This window comes from Streptomyces sp. NPDC048644, assembly GCF_043199105.1.
Classification (GTDB): domain Bacteria; phylum Actinomycetota; class Actinomycetes; order Streptomycetales; family Streptomycetaceae; genus Streptomyces.
The window spans coordinates 294,687-311,627 of the sequence record NZ_JBICVO010000008.1 but is presented as its reverse complement, the minus strand read 5'-3'; the positions used below and the strand labels follow the sequence as shown (position 1 = coordinate 311,627).

General features: G+C 71.9%; 18 protein-coding genes and 1 riboswitch. Of the genes, 15 read left to right on the top strand and 3 right to left on the bottom strand.

All coding sequences use genetic code 11. The annotated features are described in order from the left end of the window. Nucleotides 1-135: 135 nt before the first annotated feature. A complete protein-coding gene (locus ACGFNI_RS20690) occupies nucleotides 136-642 on the top strand; it encodes a hypothetical protein (protein ID WP_393685705.1) in 507 nt (168 codons plus the stop codon). 38 nt (nucleotides 643-680) lie between these two features. After that, nucleotides 681-1,919: a sensor histidine kinase gene (locus ACGFNI_RS20685; RefSeq protein WP_393685703.1), complete on the top strand. Its 1,239-nt coding sequence runs from the start codon at nucleotides 681-683 to the stop codon at nucleotides 1,917-1,919. Between the two features lie 252 nt (nucleotides 1,920-2,171). Here ACGFNI_RS20685 and bcp read toward each other — a convergent pair whose 3' ends face one another. Beyond that, a complete protein-coding gene (gene bcp, locus ACGFNI_RS20680) occupies nucleotides 2,172-2,639 on the bottom strand; it encodes a thioredoxin-dependent thiol peroxidase (RefSeq protein WP_227048805.1) in 468 nt (155 codons plus the stop codon). A 229-nt stretch (nucleotides 2,640-2,868) separates the two neighbouring features. Between bcp and ACGFNI_RS20675 the strand changes: the two genes are divergently transcribed. The 3 genes from ACGFNI_RS20675 to ACGFNI_RS20665 all read left to right on the top strand — a co-directional run bounded on the left by ACGFNI_RS20675 (nucleotide 2,869) and on the right by ACGFNI_RS20665 (nucleotide 4,105). Next, the gene (locus ACGFNI_RS20675) at nucleotides 2,869-3,189 is read left to right on the top strand and encodes a DUF3618 domain-containing protein (RefSeq protein WP_393685701.1); all 321 of its coding nucleotides are present in this window, start codon (nucleotides 2,869-2,871) and stop codon (nucleotides 3,187-3,189) included. A 97-nt stretch (nucleotides 3,190-3,286) separates the two neighbouring features. Continuing rightward, entirely contained in the window at nucleotides 3,287-3,589 is a 303-nt protein-coding gene (locus ACGFNI_RS20670; protein ID WP_227048872.1) for a co-chaperone GroES, read from the top strand. A gap of 96 nt (nucleotides 3,590-3,685) precedes the next feature. Then, a riboswitch (guanidine-III (ykkC-III) riboswitch) is annotated at nucleotides 3,686-3,753 on the top strand. Between the two features lie 31 nt (nucleotides 3,754-3,784). Then, nucleotides 3,785-4,105 (top strand): DMT family transporter, encoded by a 321-nt coding sequence (locus tag ACGFNI_RS20665; RefSeq protein WP_393685699.1) that lies wholly within the window; start codon nucleotides 3,785-3,787, stop codon nucleotides 4,103-4,105. Nucleotides 4,106-4,149: 44 nt separating this feature from the next. On the opposite strand, the gene ACGFNI_RS20660 is transcribed toward ACGFNI_RS20665, so the two are convergent. Beyond that, complete coding sequence (locus ACGFNI_RS20660; protein WP_393685698.1) at nucleotides 4,150-6,372, bottom strand: transglycosylase domain-containing protein; 2,223 nt, start codon at nucleotides 6,370-6,372, stop codon at nucleotides 4,150-4,152. A gap of 342 nt (nucleotides 6,373-6,714) precedes the next feature. On the opposite strand from ACGFNI_RS20660, the gene ACGFNI_RS20655 reads away from it, so the two are divergent. The 5 genes from ACGFNI_RS20655 to ACGFNI_RS20635 all read left to right on the top strand — a co-directional run bounded on the left by ACGFNI_RS20655 (nucleotide 6,715) and on the right by ACGFNI_RS20635 (nucleotide 10,636). Further along, nucleotides 6,715-7,512 carry an ABC transporter permease gene (locus ACGFNI_RS20655; RefSeq protein WP_393685696.1) on the top strand — a complete coding sequence of 266 codons (798 nt, stop codon included), beginning with the start codon at nucleotides 6,715-6,717 and terminating at the stop codon, nucleotides 7,510-7,512. 115 nt (nucleotides 7,513-7,627) lie between these two features. Further along, the gene (locus ACGFNI_RS20650; RefSeq protein WP_393685907.1) at nucleotides 7,628-8,392 is read left to right on the top strand and encodes an ABC transporter permease; all 765 of its coding nucleotides are present in this window, start codon (nucleotides 7,628-7,630) and stop codon (nucleotides 8,390-8,392) included. Between the two features lie 63 nt (nucleotides 8,393-8,455). Then, a complete protein-coding gene (locus ACGFNI_RS20645) occupies nucleotides 8,456-9,442 on the top strand; it encodes an ATP-binding cassette domain-containing protein (protein WP_393685905.1) in 987 nt (328 codons plus the stop codon). Nucleotides 9,443-9,596: 154 nt separating this feature from the next. Continuing rightward, nucleotides 9,597-10,433 (top strand): helix-turn-helix domain-containing protein, encoded by an 837-nt coding sequence (locus ACGFNI_RS20640; protein WP_393685694.1) that lies wholly within the window; start codon nucleotides 9,597-9,599, stop codon nucleotides 10,431-10,433. After that, nucleotides 10,430-10,636 carry a DUF397 domain-containing protein gene (locus ACGFNI_RS20635; RefSeq protein ID WP_393685692.1) on the top strand — a complete coding sequence of 69 codons (207 nt, stop codon included), beginning with the start codon at nucleotides 10,430-10,432 and terminating at the stop codon, nucleotides 10,634-10,636. The genes ACGFNI_RS20640 and ACGFNI_RS20635 overlap by 4 nt, the downstream gene beginning before the upstream one ends. Nucleotides 10,637-10,730: 94 nt before the next feature. On the opposite strand, the gene ACGFNI_RS20630 is transcribed toward ACGFNI_RS20635, so the two are convergent. After that, the gene (locus tag ACGFNI_RS20630; protein WP_393685691.1) at nucleotides 10,731-12,038 is read right to left on the bottom strand and encodes an SGNH/GDSL hydrolase family protein; all 1,308 of its coding nucleotides are present in this window, start codon (nucleotides 12,036-12,038) and stop codon (nucleotides 10,731-10,733) included. A gap of 338 nt (nucleotides 12,039-12,376) precedes the next feature. Here ACGFNI_RS20630 and ACGFNI_RS20625 point away from each other — a divergent pair, with 338 nt between their 5' ends. The 5 genes from ACGFNI_RS20625 to ACGFNI_RS20605 all read left to right on the top strand — a co-directional run bounded on the left by ACGFNI_RS20625 (nucleotide 12,377) and on the right by ACGFNI_RS20605 (nucleotide 16,874). Beyond that, nucleotides 12,377-13,693, top strand: coding sequence for a DUF445 domain-containing protein (locus ACGFNI_RS20625; protein ID WP_393685689.1), 1,317 nt, complete (start codon nucleotides 12,377-12,379; stop codon nucleotides 13,691-13,693). A gap of 54 nt (nucleotides 13,694-13,747) precedes the next feature. After that, nucleotides 13,748-14,524 carry a class E sortase gene (locus ACGFNI_RS20620; protein WP_393685688.1) on the top strand — a complete coding sequence of 259 codons (777 nt, stop codon included), beginning with the start codon at nucleotides 13,748-13,750 and terminating at the stop codon, nucleotides 14,522-14,524. 61 nt (nucleotides 14,525-14,585) lie between these two features. Next, nucleotides 14,586-14,819 (top strand): DUF3311 domain-containing protein, encoded by a 234-nt coding sequence (locus ACGFNI_RS20615; RefSeq protein ID WP_393685686.1) that lies wholly within the window; start codon nucleotides 14,586-14,588, stop codon nucleotides 14,817-14,819. Next, a complete protein-coding gene (locus tag ACGFNI_RS20610; protein WP_393685684.1) occupies nucleotides 14,816-16,366 on the top strand; it encodes a sodium:solute symporter in 1,551 nt (516 codons plus the stop codon). The genes ACGFNI_RS20615 and ACGFNI_RS20610 overlap by 4 nt, the downstream gene beginning before the upstream one ends. 202 nt (nucleotides 16,367-16,568) lie before the next feature. Then, entirely contained in the window at nucleotides 16,569-16,874 is a 306-nt protein-coding gene (locus ACGFNI_RS20605) for a DUF6412 domain-containing protein (protein ID WP_393685682.1), read from the top strand. Nucleotides 16,875-16,941: the final 67 nt, after the last annotated feature.

Below are 16,941 nucleotides of genomic sequence, written 5' to 3'. Positions count from 1 at the left end.
GAGGGGGGAGGGTGGTGTGCTGTCGTCACCGTCCGTGCGCCCGGAGCCGCCGCTCCGTCGCGCGTGCGAGGAGAGTGGCGGCGTTCGTGTGTACCGGGTGGGGGTACGGGGCGTGGGCTCCGGGAGGAGAGGGCGATGACCGACCGCGACGGAGCGCGCCGGATGAGGGGGCGTATCGCCCTGGTGGCGTTCGTGGTGGTCACCGCGCTGGCCGCGGGCGGGGTGTGGTTCGGCCAGTCGGGGGGCCATGCGACGGCGGTCGATGTGGCGCCGAAGACGTCGGCGGTGCAGGACGTGAAGTCGTCGGGGAAGCCGTCGGACGGGCTGCCGGGGGTGCGGGACTGCGGCTCGGGCGAGCCGGAGGTCAAGCCGCGGGTGATCACGTTGACGTGTGCGGATGCGGGCATGGTGGCGACGGCCATCACCTGGGAGAAGTACGGCGCGAGGTCGGCGGAGGGCAGGGGCGTGGTGCAGGTCGAGAAGACCGCGGCGGGCGGGGGCGCGGATTCGGTGTTCCCCGCGACGTTCCGGCTCTACGGGGCGGAGCCGGTGGAGGGCGGCCGGGCCTTCACGGGGCTTGAGGTGACGTACGACGGCTCGACGCCGCTCGGTGACACGACGGAGATGTACAACCTCGCGTGATGGGCATCCGAGGCCGGATCGCGTTGGCCATTTCGTGTATGACGGCGCTGGCCGTGGTGCTGCTGGGGTTCGCCGTGCACCACATCGCGGACGCCGAGCGGGAGCGTTCGGCGCGTGTGTACCAGGACTACCGGTTGAGTGCGGCGCTCCAGATCTACGAGCGGGACGGGACGCTGGCGATGGGGGCGCAGCTGGACGATGCGACGCTGCCTTCGCCGTTGCGGGCGGCTGCGTTCGAGGGGAAGTCGGGGACGTACGTCAGCGGGGGCGAGGATCCGCGGGTGTGGGCGGCGACGGGGGTCGGCGGGAGCGAGGAGCGGCCGGGGCGTTCGCTGTCGGTGTCGGCGGCGTTCCCCGATGACGATCCGGCGCAGCTGGCGCTGGACCGGGCGCTGCTGGTCGCGGGGGTGGGCACGGTCACGGTGATGGCGGTGGTGTCGTGGTTCGTGGCGCAGCGGCTGTCGCGGCGGCTGCGGCTGAGTGCGGCGGCGGCGCGGCGGATAGCCGCCGGTGCGGCTCCGGACGCGGACGCGCTGGCGAGCCGTGGCCGGGACGAGGTGGCCGAGCTGGGCCGCAGTGTGCATCACATGGCGATGTCGCTGGCGGCGCAGGCGCAGGCGGAGCGGGAGTTCACCGCGGATGTGGCGCATGAGCTGCGTACGCCGGTGGCGGGTCTGGTGGCGGCTGCCGAGCTGTTGCCGCAGCCGCGTGCGGTGGAGATGGTGCAGGACCGGGCGCAGGCGATGCGGCGGCTGGTGGAGGACCTGCTGGAGGTGTCGCGTCTTGACGCCGGGGTGGAGCGGGCGGATCTGGATGCCTGTGAGCTGCCGTCGCTGGTGCGGGGGATCGTGAAGCGGGCGGTGCGGCAGCGGGGCGTGTCCGAGGTGTCGGTTTCGGTGTCGGTGGAGGGGGAGCCGCGGATCGTGGAGACGGACCGGCGCCGGGTGGAGCGGGTGCTGGTGAATCTGCTGGCGAACGCGGCGAAGCACGGGGAGCCGCCGATCGAGGTGGTGGTGGCGGGCAGCCGGATCGTGGTGCGTGATCACGGTCCCGGCTATCCGGCGGAGTTGTGCGCCGAGGGGCCGCGGCGGTTCCGTACGGCGGCGCCGGAGCGGGGGACGGGGCACGGCCTGGGGCTGACGATCGCGGCGGGCCAGGCGGAGGTGCTGGGGGCGCGGCTGGACTTCGGTACGGCGGCGCAGGGCGGCGCCGAGGCCGTCCTGGAGCTGCCGGACCGGACGGCGGGGGGCGATGTGGACGTGGTGGGGGCGAGGTAGGGGCGGTTGGGGCGGGGAGAGTCCGGGGCGGGGAGAGGCTTCCGGTTTCGGGCGGGCGCGGGCGGCGTTTCACCCCCCCCACCCCCGAACCCACCCCCGCCCCCTCCCCCGTAGGGGGAGAGGGGGGAGGGGGCGGGGGGAGCCTCACAGCGGGCGGGGGGAGCCTTCGCGGCGGGCGGGGAGCCTTCGGGCCCCCGCCTCACAGCCCCGGCCTCACACCCCGAGCCCTGCCTCAGAGCCCCGAGCCCCGTCTCACAGCCCCAGGTCCTTGATGATCTTGGCGACGTGGCCGGTGGCCTTGACGTTGTAGAGGGCGCGTTCGACCTTGCCCTCCTCGTCGACGATGACGGTGGAGCGGATGACTCCGGTGACGGTCTTGCCGTAGAGCTTCTTCTCGCCGAAGGCGCCGTATGCCTCCAGGACCTGTTTGTCGGGGTCGCCGACGAGGGTGACCTTGAGGTCTTCCTTCTCGCGGAACTTGGCGAGCTTCTCCGGCTTGTCGGGGGAGATGCCGATGACGTCGTAGCCGTGGCCGGCGAGGAAGTCGAGGTTGTCGGTGAAGTCGCAGGCCTGCTTGGTGCAGCCGGGGGTCAGCGCGGCCGGGTAGAAGTAGACGATGACCTTGCGGCCCTTGTGGTCGGCGAGCGAGATCTCGTTGCCGTCCGCGTCGGGGAGGGTGAAGGCGGGGGCGGTGTCACCGGTCTGCAGTCGCTCGCTCATGTCTCTCCTTCGGATGGTGCGTACGCCCCCGAGATTACGGCTTCCGTGGGGCCTGTGGTGCGGTGCGGTGGAAGCCGTGGCTGCGCGTAACGGGGGTGCTGAGGGCGCGGGCGGGTGTGAGCTGACAGACTGTCCTTCACGAATCGGCACGGACAGGATCTTGGCCGGTTCCGTACGGGGCTCGTGCCCGGTCCTGTACGCATCGGCCCGAGACGACGGAGGCAGCGCGGTGTCGGAAGCCAGGACCCCTGCGCAGATCGAGGCGGACATCGTCCGCCGGCGGCAGGATCTCGCCGTGACGCTGGACGAGATCGGTGTGCGGCTGCACCCGAAGACGATCATCGGTGAGGCGAAGGCGAAGACCGCAGAGGCGGTGGACCGGACGGCGGGGCGTGCGTACGTGGCCGTCAACCGTGTGGTCTCGGATGTGCGTGCCCAGCTGGTGTCGGAGGACGGCGCGCCGCGGCTGGAGCGGATCGTTCCGGTGGCCATGGTCGGCGTGGGTGTGGTGGGCCTGCTGGTGGTGACCACCAAACGGCGCCGCGGCTGAACGGCGCCCGGCGGCCCGGCAGTCGGCAGGGTGCGGGTACGGTCGTGCCGTGAGCCCGAATAACACCAAGGACACCCACGACAAGCTGCCGATCCGGATGCTGCACGACCGCGTGCTGGTGCGGACGGACATCCCCGAGGGCGAGCGGCGCTCGACCGGGGGCATCGTCATTCCGGCGACCGCTGCCGTCGGCCGCCGCCTGGCCTGGGCGGAGGTGGTCGCCGTCGGCCAGAACGTGCGGACCGTCGAGGTGGGTGACCGGGTGCTGTACGACCCGGAGGACCGTGCCGAGGTCGAGGTGCGCGGTGTGGCGTATGTGCTGATGCGGGAGCGGGATCTGCACGCGGTGGCCGCGGAGCGTCTTGAGGGCTCGGACGATGCGACCGGGCTGTATCTGTAGTCGTTAGCGGTGGCCGCCGTCGGTAGCCGTCTTCGGCAGTCATGCGTAAGTGCCCTGCGATGAACGGGCGGTGATCAAGGTCACCGCCCGTTGTGCTGGGCTTTTGCTAGCCTCGAAGACACCCGACGAGACGCGCCGTACCGGGCAGGACAAGACGACGCACCCCTGTTGAAGGTCTTTCACGGAGGTGCCGTCATGGCATGGGTTTTGTTGATCATCGCCGGTCTGCTGGAGGTCGGCTGGTCGATCGGGATGAAGTTCACCGAGGGGTTCACGCGGTTGTGGCCCAGCGTGTTCACCGGCGCGGGCATCATCGCGAGCATGCTGCTGCTGTCGATCGCCGCGCGGTCCCTGCCGATCGGCACGGCGTACGGCGTGTGGGTCGGTATCGGTGCCGCGGGCGCCGCGGTCGTGGGGATGCTGGTGCTCGGCGAACCGGCCACCGCGGCGCGGATCTTCTTCATCTGTCTGCTGCTGGTGTCGGTGGTGGGGCTCAAGGCGACGTCAGGCCACTGAGCCGGCGGCCCGGCCTCGTTCTGGCGCCGCCCGGCACGCCCTGGCTAGTAGTCGTCCTCGGGGCCCACGGTCGGGAAGTCCTCGGTGGGGGCGCCGGTCGGCTCGGTCGGTGCGGTGTCGGTGGGTCCGGGTTCGCCGGGTTCTGTGGGCGGGGTGGTGGGTTCCCCGTCGCCCGGCTGCGGTGTGGTGGTTGCGGACGGGAATCCGGAGTCATCGGGGCCGGGTTCGTGGGCGCCGGGCTCCAGTTGGAGGTCGAAGTCGCGGACGGGTTGTCCGTCGAGGACGGTCGCGGTGTAGTCGGCCCAGATCTCGGCGGGGAAGCCGCCGCCGTTGACCCGTGACAGGCCGGCCGCGCCGTAGAGCGGTTCCTGGGCGGCGGTCTTGGGGTGCTGGCCCAATACGGCGACGACGGTGGCGAGTTCGGGGGTGTAGCCGGCGAACCAGGCGGCCTTGTCGCCCTCCGCGGTGCCGGTCTTTCCTGCTGCCGGGCGGCCCGCCTCCTGTGCCGCGGTGGCGGTGCCGCCCTCGACGACGCTGCGCAGGACGGACGTGGTGGTGTCGGCCGCTTCCCGGCCGATGGCGGTGGTCCTGGCGCGTTCGGGGAGCGGGACGTCCGCGCCGGCCTTGGTGAGCTTGTCGACGAGCGTGTAGGGGCGCTGTTGGCCGTGGTTGGCGAGGGTGGCGTACACCTGCGTCATGTCGAGGACGCTGGGGGTGGCGGTGCCCAGGGAGATGGCGCCCTGCGAGGTGGCGAGGCTGGGGGTGCCGGACGGGATTCCCAGGGCGACGGCGGTGTCCTTGACCTTGGCCGGGCCGACGTCGATGCCCATCTGCGCGTAGACGGCGTTGACGGACTTGTCCATGGCCTCGGTGACGGTGATCGGGCCGTAGGAGCGGTCGTCCTCGTTGGCGGGGGCGAAGCCGGTGGGGGTGCCGTTGTTGAGGGTCATGCGCTTGTTGGTGCCGTCGTAGACGGTCTGGGGGGTGATGCGGGTGCCGTCCTGGGTGGTGGAGCCGTTCTGCACGGCGGAGGCGAAGACGATCGGCTTGAAGACGGAGCCCACCTGGTAGTCGCGCCGGGTGGCGCCGTTGACGTACTGCTCGGCGTAGTCGACGCCGCCGTACATGGCGACGACCCGGCCGGTTTCCGGGGCGATGGAGGCGCCGCCCGCCCGGACGTAGGAGTCGACTTTCCTGCTGTCGCTCAGCTGGTCCATCAGCCGGGTGTCGACGGCGTCGGTGAAGGCTTCCTGGCGGTCCTTGTCGAGGGTGGTGGTGATGCGGTAGCCGCCGGAGCGCAGGGTGTCCTCGTCGACGATCTTGTGGTCGGTCAGGTAGTCGGTGACGGCTTTGACGACGTAGCCGCGCTGGCCGCTGAGGCCGGTGGGGGACGTGGCGCGGTCCGGTGCGGGGAAGGTCATGCCGGCCCGGTCGGCGCGGCTGAGCCACTTCTTCTTCACCATGCCGTCCAGGACGTAGTTCCAGCGCGCCAGGACCCGTGACTTGTTCTCGGGGTGGGCGGTGATGTCGAACGCGCTGGGGGAGTTGAGGAGGGTGGCCAGGTAGGCGCCCTCGGCGGTGGTGAGTTCGTCGGAGTTCTTGCCGTAGTACGCCTGGGCGGCGGCCTGGATGCCGTAGGCGTTGCGGCCGTAGTAGCTGGTGTTGAGGTAGCCCTCCAGGATCTCTTCCTTGCTCGCCTCGCGGTCCAGCTTGATGGAGATGAAGAACTCCTTGGCCTTGCGGGTGACGGTCTGTTCCTGGCCGAGGTAGTAGTTCTTGACGTACTGCTGGGTGATGGTCGAGCCGGACTGTTTGCCCTTGCCGGTGACGGTGTTCCAGGCGGCCCGGATCATCGCGCCGGGGTCGACGGCCGATTCGGAGTAGAAGTCGCGGTCCTCGGCGGCGAGCACGGACCGCTGGACGGTCCTGGGGATCTGGCTGAGCGGGACGTTCTCGCGGTTGACGTCGCCGTCGCGGGCCAGTTCCGTGCCGTCGGAGTAGAGGTAGACGTTGCTCTGGGCCTTGGCCGCGCTGTTGGCGGGCGGGATGTCGACGAGGAGGTAGCCGGCGATCAGGCCGCCGCCGACGACCAGCAGGATCAGCAGCAGCGTGCCGAGGAGCTGGCGCCAGGTGGGGAGGAAGCGGCGCCGGCCGGTGCGCCGCGGGCGGCGTGGCGGGCGCTCGGCCCAGGCGGCCGTGGGGCCGGGCCGCGGGCCCTGCTGCGGGGGACCGTCGTGTTCCGGTCCGTGCTGCGGCTCTTCGCTCATCTGGTGGGACTCCTCTGCCGCCGCCGGGGATGGCGCTGCGGTGGATCGGTGCCGTCGGGGGATGCGCGTGACGTCCTGTCAAGGCTTACCCGCCCCGGGACGTTCTGTCGCCTCATCTGCTCCTGCCGCGAGGGGCGGCGTGCGCCCTGGACCGCTCCGCTTCCGGCCGGACGGGGCCCCTCGCGCACCCCTTCGGGTGATAAATCGATGGTGGCCGCTCCGGTTACCGCAGTACGCTCCGGTGCTTTGCCGCCATCCGCCGGCCGGCGTCGTATCCGTCCGCCGGGCGTCGGGTCCGCCGCTCAGGTGGCAGCGGTACCGAGCACGAAGGGGAGCGCGCTGATGCTGTACACGGCCGTGGCGGCCGGCGGCTTCCGGCGGTACGCGACGTACCGCGTGGCCACCGCAGCCGGGGTGTTCACCAACACCGTCTTCGGTTTCATCGTCGCCTACTCGTACATCGCGCTGTGGCACGAGCGGCCTCACCTGGGCGGCTATGACCAGGCGCAGTCGCTGACGTTCGCCTGGACGGGGCAGGCGCTGCTGGCGGCCACCGCGATGATGACCGGCGGCGGGATCGCCGAACTCGAGGAGCGGATCCGCAGCGGGGACATCGCGGTGGACCTGCACCGGCCGGCCGATCTTCAGCTGTGGTGGCTGGCGGCGGACCTGGGGCGGGCGGGGTTCCAGCTGATCGGCCGCGGGGTGGTGCCGATGGCGGTGGGTGCCTGCTTCTTCGATCTGGCGCTGCCGGGGGACGGGTGGACGTGGGGGCTGTTCCTGGTGTCGTCCGTGCTGGCCGTGGTGGTGAGTTTCGCGGTGCGCTATCTCGTCGCGGTGGCGTCGTTCTGGCTGCTGGACGGGGCGGGCCTGGCGGTGATCAGCGGGCTGGCGTCGATGTTCTTCTCCGGGATGGTGCTGCCGCTGCGGATCTTCCCGGACGGGATCGGCCAGGTCGCGCAGTTGCTGCCGTGGGCGGCGCTGCTCCAGGTGCCGGCCGATGTGCTGATCGGCGCGCGGACCGGGGGTGCGGTGGTGCGGGGGCTGGTGTTCCAGGCGGGCTGGGCGGTGGTGCTGCTGGTGCTGGGGCGGCTGATGCAGTCGGCGGCCACCAGGAAGGTGGTGGTGCAAGGTGGCTGACGCCGGACGGGTACGGGCCGCGGGGACGACCGTGGCGGCCGGCGCTCCCGGGCGCGGTGGCGGGCGGGGCGCCGTGGCGGTGCAGGGGCTGCGGGTCTACGGGCTGATCGTGTGGATGTGGGTGCGCTCGACGCTCACCTACCGTGCGTCGTTCGTGATGACGGTGGTCGGCAACTTCGCGGCCAGTTCCCTGGACTTCGTCGCGATCCTGATGATGTTCTCCCACATCGACGCGCTCGGCGGCTTCTCGCTGGCCGAGGTCGCCTTCCTCTACGGCACGGCCAGCACCTCGCTCGGCCTGGCCGATCTGCTGCTGGGCAGCATGGACCGGCTCGGCAGCCGGATCAGGGACGGCACCCTGGACGTCTTGCTGCTGCGCCCGGTGCCGGTCTTCGCGCAGCTCGCCGCCGACCGCTTCGCGCTGCGCAGGCTGGGCAAGATCACCCAGGCGCTGCTGGTGCTCGGATGGTCGCTGGGCCGCCTGGAGGTGGACTGGACGGCGGGCCGGGTGCTGATGGTGCCGTTGACGGTGGTGTGCGGCGCGGTCATTTTCGGGGCGGTCTTCACGCTGGGTGCCGCGTTCCAGTTCTGGGCGCAGGACGCCGCCCAGGTGCAGAACTCGTTCACGTACGGCGGCAACGCCCTGCTGCAGTTCCCGCCGACGGTGTTCGGCAAGGACCTGGTGCGCGGGGTGACGTTCATCGTGCCGCTGGCGTTCGTGAACTGGCTGCCGGCGCTGTGGCTGCTGGGCCGTGACGACCCGTTGGGGCTGCCGGGGTGGGTGGACTTCCTGGGGCCCGTGGTGGCCCTGGCGCTGTGCGGGGTGGCGGGTCTTGCCTGGCGGCACGGGGTGCGGGCGTACCGGAGTACGGGGAGCTGAGGGGGCGTGGGGGTGCGGGAGACGAGCGGAGGAGGAGCGGTGAGTGGTGCCGCAGGGGACGTGATGATCGAGGTGGCGGACGTCGAGAAGGTCTTCTCGGTGCGCCGCAAGGCGGGGCGGCTGCGGCGGGTGCGGCAGGAGGTGCGGGCGGTGGAGGGGCTGACGTTCACCGTGCCGCGCGGCGAGATGGTCGGCTACATCGGGCCGAACGGCGCGGGCAAGTCGACGACGATCAAGATGCTGACGGGCATCCTGATGCCCAGCGGCGGCCGGCTGCGGGTGGCGGGGCTCGATCCGGCGCGCGAGCGCACCCGCCTCGCCCGCCGGATCGGTGTGGTGTTCGGGCAGCGCACCACCCTGTGGTGGGACCTGCCGCTGAAGGACTCGTACGAGCTGGTGCGCCGGATGTACCGCGTCCCGGACGCCGCCTTTCGCGCGAACCACGAGCGCTGCGTGGAGCTGCTGGACCTGGGGCCGCTGCTCGATGTGCCGGTGCGGCAGCTGTCGTTGGGGCAGCGGATGCGCGGGGACATCGCGGCGGCACTGCTGCACGACCCCGAGGTGCTCTATCTCGACGAGCCGACGATCGGGCTCGACGTGATCAGCAAGGCGAAGGTGCGGGACTTCCTGCGCGAGGTGAACGCGGAGCGCGGCACCACCGTCCTGCTGACCACCCACGACCTGACCGACATCGAGCAGCTGTGCCGCCGGGTGATGGTCATCGACCACGGGCGGCTGGTGTACGACGGGCGGCTCGGCGGGCTGCGGGCGGCAGGCGAGGGGGAGCGGACGCTGGTGGTCGACCTGGAGCGGGAGCTGCCGCCGATCGACGGGGTGCCGGGGGCCCGCACGGTCAAGGTGGCGGGGCCGCGGCAGTGGCTGGCGTTCCCCGCGGGGCAGAGCGCGGCGCCGCTGGTCGCGGCGGTCGCCGCGCGCTATCCGCTGGTGGATCTCTCGATCCGTGAGCCGGACATCGAGGACGTCATCGCCCGGCTGTACGCGGGCGGGCGTCCGGCGGGCGTGGCCGCCCCGCCCGCGGCCGGACGGTGAGGCGCTGGGCGCGCCGCGTGCCGTACGTGTTCGGGCTCGGCGCCCTTCCACGCCGCCGCAGCCACTCCCCTCCGTAGTCATTCCGCTACCAAGGGGGTCTGGGGCGGCCTAGGCTCGAGCCCTCTTCAACGTTCTGGAGACGGAGGGCGCTTTGGTGAACATCAAAGAGTTAAACCCTGACGCGAGCCCGCGAGCCGCCTTCGGTGCGCGCGTGCGCAGCGCCCGCGAAGCGCGTGGGTGGAAGCAGGACGACCTTGCCGAACTCGTCGGTTACTCCGGCAGGCACATCTCGGCGGTGGAAACCGGCTGCAAGCCGCCAACACTACGTTTTTCGCGCAGTCTTGACGCGGCCTTGGGTCTCACGGGGACCTCGGAGTCGTTCGAGCGCGCGTGGGGGGAGATCAGAAACGGGAGCTTGCTGGAGGGGTTTCCGGAGTACGTCACGCACGAGGCGCGGGCGACGGAGATCCGGTTGTTCGAGATCGGGATCATGCCCGGACTGCTTCAGACGCCCGCCTACGCAGCGGCCTTGGCGGAAGGCGATGTACGCCGGGGCACCATCACACCGGAACAGGCCGGTGAACGCGTCACGGTTCTGGCGGAGCGGCAGGCGAGGCTGGTGCGTCCCAGGCCGCCCACGATGCTTGTGGTGATGGATGAAAGCTGCATCCGTCGCCCGATCGGTGGCGACGAGGTCATGGATGAGCAGTTCCAGCGCCTCGTGGAGTTCGCTGAGTTGCCGAACTCGATGCTCCAGATCGCCCCTTACGTCATAGGCGAGCGGCGCTCCTTCAATCTGCCGATCAACCTGCTGACGTTGGCAGACCGCTCCATGATTGCGTACGCGGAGTCCCAAGCCCAGGGGCACTTGGACCGCGAGGCCACGTTCGTGCTGTCCTCGCTGTCGTCCTACCATCAATTGCAGGCCGAATCGCTGTCCCAGGCGGAATCCGTGGCCATGATCGAGCAGTTGCGAAAGGGCACCCTGTGACGACCGAATCCCCCCGCTGGTTCAAGTCCTCCTACAGCTCCAACGGTGGTAACTGCATCGAGGTTGCCGCCAACCTCGTCGCCTCACGCGGCGTGGTCCCCGTCCGTGACTCCAAGGCCCCGCACGGCCCCGCGCTGAGCGTCCCGGCCACCGCTTTCACGTCCTTCGTCGCGGGTGTCAAGGCCGGGGAGTTCCGCGCCTGAGGCAGGTCGCGTGCGGTGTAAAGCCCCGTCGGGTCTCCAACTCCGGAGTCCCGACGGGGCTTTCGTCGCGCCGTCCGGAGTCGCCTGCCCGGCGTCAGAGCGAGGCGGGCGCCGGGCGCCTGAGGTGGTCGAGGTCGAGTGCGTCGGCCATCGCGCGGTAGCCCTGGTCGCTCGGGTGGAGGTGGTCGCCGGAGTCGTAGGAGGGCCGCAGGCGCAGGGGGTGGGCCGGGTCGCGGAGTGCCTTGTCGAAGTCCACGACCTCGTCGAAGACGGTGCCGGACCTGATGATCTTGTTGACCTGTTCGCGTACCTCGTTCAGCTTCGGTGAGTAGCCGCGGTGGCCGCCGAACGGGCTGAGCGTGCCGCCGGTGACCCGCAGTCCGCGGGCGTGCGCCTCGTTGACGATCTCCCGCATGCCCCCGACGATCTTCTCCGGGTCGAGCTGCCGCGGTGACTTGAACAGGTCGTTCAGGCCGATCTCGACGACCACCGCCTTCACACCCGTGCGGGAGAGCGCGTCGCGCTCCAGCCGGGACAGCACGCTGGGGCCGTTGTTCGGCGAGAAGCGGCTGCCGTTGACCAGCAGGCGGTTGCCGCTGATGCCCTGGTTGAGCACGCCGAGGCGGGGGGCGTCCGGTTCGTTGCGCAGCCGCTCGGCGAGGAAGTCGGTCCAGCGGTGGTTGGCGCCGGCCGTGGAGGTGATGCCGTCGGTGATCGAGTCGCCGATGGCCACCACGGAGCCGTGCGCCTCCCGGCTCCAGACGTCCACGCCGGTCAGGTAGCGCCAGTAGGGGCTCTGCTCGGTGTAGGCGGCGCCGGTGTCGTCCTCCGTACGGTCGCCGCGTGCCAGGTAGGACGTCTGGCGGGCGTACGGGTGGTAGGTGGCGGGGCCCGACGGGGACGGCGAGTAGGTGGTGACCAGCAGGTCGGTGTCGTGCGGCACGGTCAGCCTGACCGGGTCGCTGGTGACCGCGCCGCCCGCCGGGATGGTCACCGCCTGCCGGCCGCCGAAGGAGAGCCTGCGCATGCTGCCGGTCGCGGCGGTGGGGTTGCCGGTGGTCGCGGCGAGCGCCAGCGAGGCGTGGCTGACCGGCAGCGGGCGGGTGCCGTAGAGGTTCGACAGCTGGATGCGGGCGCTGGAGCCGCCGACGCTGGTGTGCACGACGTTGCGGATCGACATCCCGGCGTAGCCGTCCAGGGTGCCGGGCTCCGCCGCCGCCGCTGCCGCCGACCAGGTGCCGACCCACTGGCCGGCCGCTGCGGGTGCCGCCGGGTCGCGCGGCGGGTTCCCGGTGGTGCCCAGGCCGCCGTTGCCGCCGAAGCCGACGAAAATGGCGGTCGAGACGAGCACCACCACCGCCGCCAGACCGGCGAGCAGGGCGTAGCCCACACTTTTGTTCATGCGGGACGGATCTCCTGGGACGGCGGAGCGGCAGGCTCCGGGCGGGCAGGGCGGCCGGATGCGGGAGCCCACCGCGCCTTCGTGCGGGCGAAAGGCGGAGGTCTCGCTCGTCCGGCGATCAGCGGCACCGTTGCGGTCCGATCGGTCCCCCATGGTCCCACGGGGAACCCGGGGCCGGCCCGGCGCCCTGACCGGCCCCCATGACGGGACGCGGGGAACTCGTGGTTCGTTCCGTGTGTAGGTCACAGTTGGGGCGTACGACGACGCCACCCGGACGGGCGGCGGCGGGCACGGCCCCACGAGCGGGACGAAAGACCCTAGGCGGACGGGTGGAGTGGATGGAACGCACGCAGACGGACGCGGCGCCGCAGCCGGACGTGGCACCGGCCGGCGGCTTCGGCTACAGCGCCGCTGACGAGGAGAAGCGCCGCGCCGTACGGCGGATGAAGACGCTGGCCACCGGCCTGCTGTTGGGGGTCGCGCTGGTCTACGTGCTGGCGAAGTGGGCGGGCTCGGCCGGGGCGGGCGGCTGGACGGGGTTCGTCGCGGCGGCGGCCGAGGCCGGGATGGTCGGCGCGCTGGCCGACTGGTTCGCGGTCACGGCGCTGTTCAAGCGTCCGCTGGGCCTGCCCATCCCGCACACCGCCATCATCCCCACCAAAAAGGATCAACTGGGGCAGAGTCTGGGTGACTTCGTCGGCGAGAACTTCCTCTCCGGCGAGGTCGTACGCCGCCGGCTGCGCTCCGTCGGCATCGGCCGCAGGCTCGGCGGCTGGCTGGCCGATCCGCACAACGCCGACCGGGTCACCGCCGAACTGTCCACCGCCCTGCGCGGCGCGCTCACCGTCCTGCGCGACTCCGACGTGCAGGCGGTGGTGGGCGAGGCGATCACCCGGCGGGCCGACGCGCAGGAGGTCGCGCCCGGCATCGGCGGGATGCTGGAGAAGATCGTCGCGGACGGCGGCCACCGGCGGGTGGTGGACCTGGTGTGCGCCCGCGCCCACGACTGGCTGGTCGAGCACGGCGATTCCGTCATGACGGCGGTCTCAGGCGGCGCGCCCGGATGGACCCCGCGTTTCGTCGACCGCAAGGTGGGCGACCGGGTCTACAAGGAGCTGCTGCGGTTCGTCACCGAGATGCGCGACATGCCCGAACACCCGGCGCGCGGCGCGCTGGACCGCTTCCTGACGGACTTCGCCGACGACCTCCAGCACGACGCGGAGACCAGGGACCGCGTCGAGCGCCTCAAGTCGGAGGTGCTGGGCCGCGGCGAGGTGCAGGACCTGATCGCCTCCGCGTGGGGCGCGGTGCGCGCCATGATCGTGGCGGCGGCCGAGGACGAGCGCAGCGAACTGCGGCTGCGGGTACGGGCCGCGCTGCTCTCGCTCGGGCAGCGCCTCTCCCACGACGAGCGGCTCCAGGACAAGGTCGACGGCTGGCTGGAGGGCGCCGTGGTCTACGTCGTGACGACGTACCAGGGCGAGATCACCTCCCTGATCACCGAGACCGTCGCCTCCTGGGACGCCGAGCACACATCGAAGAAGATCGAGGCGCACATCGGCCGCGACCTCCAGTTCATCCGGATCAACGGCACGGTCGTCGGCGCGCTGGCCGGGCTGTGCATCTACGCCGTCTCGCGGGCGTTCGGCGGCTGACCCGGCCGCGCCCGCACTCTGGCGACCTGTGGCCGCAGGGCCTACGGTGCCCGCGTGCGGGAGCGAAGAGCGGTCGGAGCGCGGGGTCGGCGCACGCCGGTGGCGCGGGCCCTGTGGGGCTGCGGCGAGCTGGCGGTGACGCTCGGCGCGGTCCTGCTGCTGCTCCTCGTCCACCAGCTGTGGTGGACCAACCGCCAGGCGCAGCACGCCGCGCAGGACCGCGTCGCGCAGTTGGAGAGCCGGTGGGCGCGCGGGGCGACGCCGGGGGCCGGGCCAGGGGACGGCGCCACGGCCGACGCCCCGCAGACGTCCGGCGCGGATCCGCCCGCCACCGCGCCGCCCGGACCCGCCGCCCGCCCGGCCGCAGGTCCGCCCCGTCCCGGCCGCGGATACGCCGTGCTGCGCATCCCGCGCATCGGCCTGCGCGCGCCGGTCGCCGAGGGGATCGGCAGGGCCGCGGTCCTCAACAACGGCTACGTCGGGCACTATCCGCACACCGCGCAGCCCGGCGGCGCGGGCAATGTCGCGCTGGCCGGGCACCGCAACACGCACGGCGAGCCGTTCCGCCGCCTCGACCGGCTGCGGCCGGGCGACACCGTCGGCATCGACACCGCGCGGGCCCGCTACCGCTACGTCGTCCGCAGCGTCCTGCCGCGGACCTCCCCCTTCGACACCGCCGTCATCGCCGCCGTGCCGCACAGCTCCGTGCACCCCTCGTACGGCTTCACGGAACCGGGCTCCTACCTGACGCTGACGACCTGCACACCCGAATTCACCTCCACCTACCGGCTGGTGGTCTGGGCCGAGCTGCGGTCGGCGAGCCCCCGGTGAGGGCGGCCGGGCCACGGGTGCCGGGACTGCCGCCCGCCCCGGGCCGTTAGGCTCTCGCCCCGTGCGAAACCAGACCCCCGGCGGCCGGCCCCCGGCCTCCCGCAAGCGCCCCGCGCTGCTGTGGCTGCTGCTGCCCTACGTCCTGTTCCTGGGGGTGCTGCCGCTCGTGAACCGGCTGACCCCCCTCGTGTCCGGGCTGCCCTTCCTGATCTTCTGGATGCTGCTCGCGACGCTGCTGACGCCGCTCGCTGTGGGCCTGGCGTACCGCGGTGACCTGCGAAGGCGGCGCTCGTGAAGGCCGCCGTCTCCACCTCGGTCTTCGGCGCCTTCATGGTGCTGACCGTCGTCCTCGGCCTGTTCGCGGTGCGCGGCCGGCGCAAGGGGCGGCGGGACACCGGGCTCGCCGAGTGGTCGGTGGGCGGTCGCAGCCTGGGCACCGCGTTCATCTGGGTGCTGATGGCGGGCGAGAGCTATACGAGCTTCAGCTACCTCGGCGCGGCCGGCTGGGGCTACAAGTTCGGCGCCCCGGTCCTCTACGTCATCGCCTACATGTCCTGCGGCTACGCGCTCGGCTACGTCGTCGGCCCGATGCTGTGGTCCTACGCGCGCCGCCACCAACTGGTCGGCATCACCGACATCATCGCCCACCGCTACGGCAGGCCCTGGCTCGGCACCGCCGTCGCCCTGCTGGCCACCGTCTGCCTGCTGCCCTACATCCAGCTGCAGATCACCGGCATGGGCGTGGTCGTCTCGACGATCTCCTACGGCGCGATCAGCCTCAACTGGGCCTGTTTCCTGGGCTTCGCGGTGACCACCGTGTTCGTCGTCGTCAGCGGGCTGCGCGGCAGTGCCTGGGTGTCGGTGCTCAAGGACGTCCTCGTCATCGTCACCCTCGCCTTCCTCGTGATCTACGTGCCGCTGCACTACTTCGGCGGCTACGGGCACTTCCTGGACCGGATCGTCACCGAGAAGCCGCAGTGGCTGACCTTCCCCGGGCACGAGTCCGGCGGCCTCGGCCAGAGCTGGTTCATCAGCACCACCCTCGTCAACTCGCTGACCGTGGTGATCTTTCCGACGACCGTGGCCGGCTATCTCGGCGCCCGCAGCGCCGACACCCTGCGCCGCAACGCCGTCTACCTGCCGGCCTACAACGTGCTGCTGTTCGTGCCGATGCTGCTGGGCATGGCCGCGCTGTTCGTGGTCCCCGGGCTGACCGGCACGGACTCCGACCTCGCGCTCTTCCAACTGGTCGTGGACTCCCTCCCGGCCTGGGCGGTCGGGGTGATCGGGGTGGCGGCGGCACTGTCGTCGATCGTGCCGATGGCCGTGTTCATGCTGGTCATCGGCACGATGTGGGGGAGGAGCGTGCTCGGCGCCATCCCCCGGCTCAACCGCGGGGCCGCCCCGGGCGGCCGGTCGGCCGACCGGCGCCAGAAGCTGTGGTCGCAGGTGGTCGTGGTCGCCGCGGGAACGCTCGCGCTGCTGCTCACCTACACCGCCCCGAACACCCTCGTCCGGCTGTCCCTCATCTCGTACGAGGGCATGGCACAACTGGTGCCGATGCTGCTGCTGGGGCTGATATGGCGGCGGTTGACGCTGTACGGGGCGGTCGGCGGGCTGACGGCCGGCGTCGCCGTCGTCTGCGTGCTGGTCTTCGGCGGCCACGACCCCCTGTGGGGCATCAACGCCGGACTCATCGGGCTCGCGGTGAACCTGGCGGTCGCCCTGGCCTTCACCTGGCTCGGGCCGCACCGGGCCGACCCGCGTCCGGACGCCGAAGTGCTGGCGCTCGACGAGGAGTTCGCGCGCGAGGAGACGCCGGGACCGGCGCCGGCGGCCTGACCGGCCGACGCCCGGAGCCACCGCCGTACGGTGCCTCCCGGCCCGCCACCAGACGCGGGCGGGGAGGCGCGGAAGTCACCCACCGGTGTCCTGCCGCCCTGACGTATGGCTACCCTGGGGCGGAGCAGATACGTTCCTGCCGCCGCACGGCCGCAGGGCACCGAACGCCGCACGGCGCGGCAACGGCCACAGGAGGCGCCCGATGGACCGCATCGCCGATGCCTGGCGGCTCTCCCTCTCCGCGCTGCTCTTCCTCGTCGCCGGCCTGCTGCTGACCGAGCCGGGGCTGACGTCCGGGCTGACCGCTGCCGCCACCACCGCCGCGGTGCTGCTGCTGTGCAGCGCCTTCCTGATCGCCGCCTGCGCCCGCCCGATGCCACCCGGCCGGGTCCGTACCGCGATCCGCGACCGCGAGCGGCGCACCGCCTTCCTGCCGCAACGCGACCCCGACGCGGCGGGCCGCCCCCGCCCCCGAGCACCCGGCCGTCCCCTCCCGACGGCCGCGTAGGCGCTCAGGCAGGCATTCCGCTTTCTGTTCTCGTACCCCGAGACCCGCATGCCCCGCGCCCCGCGCG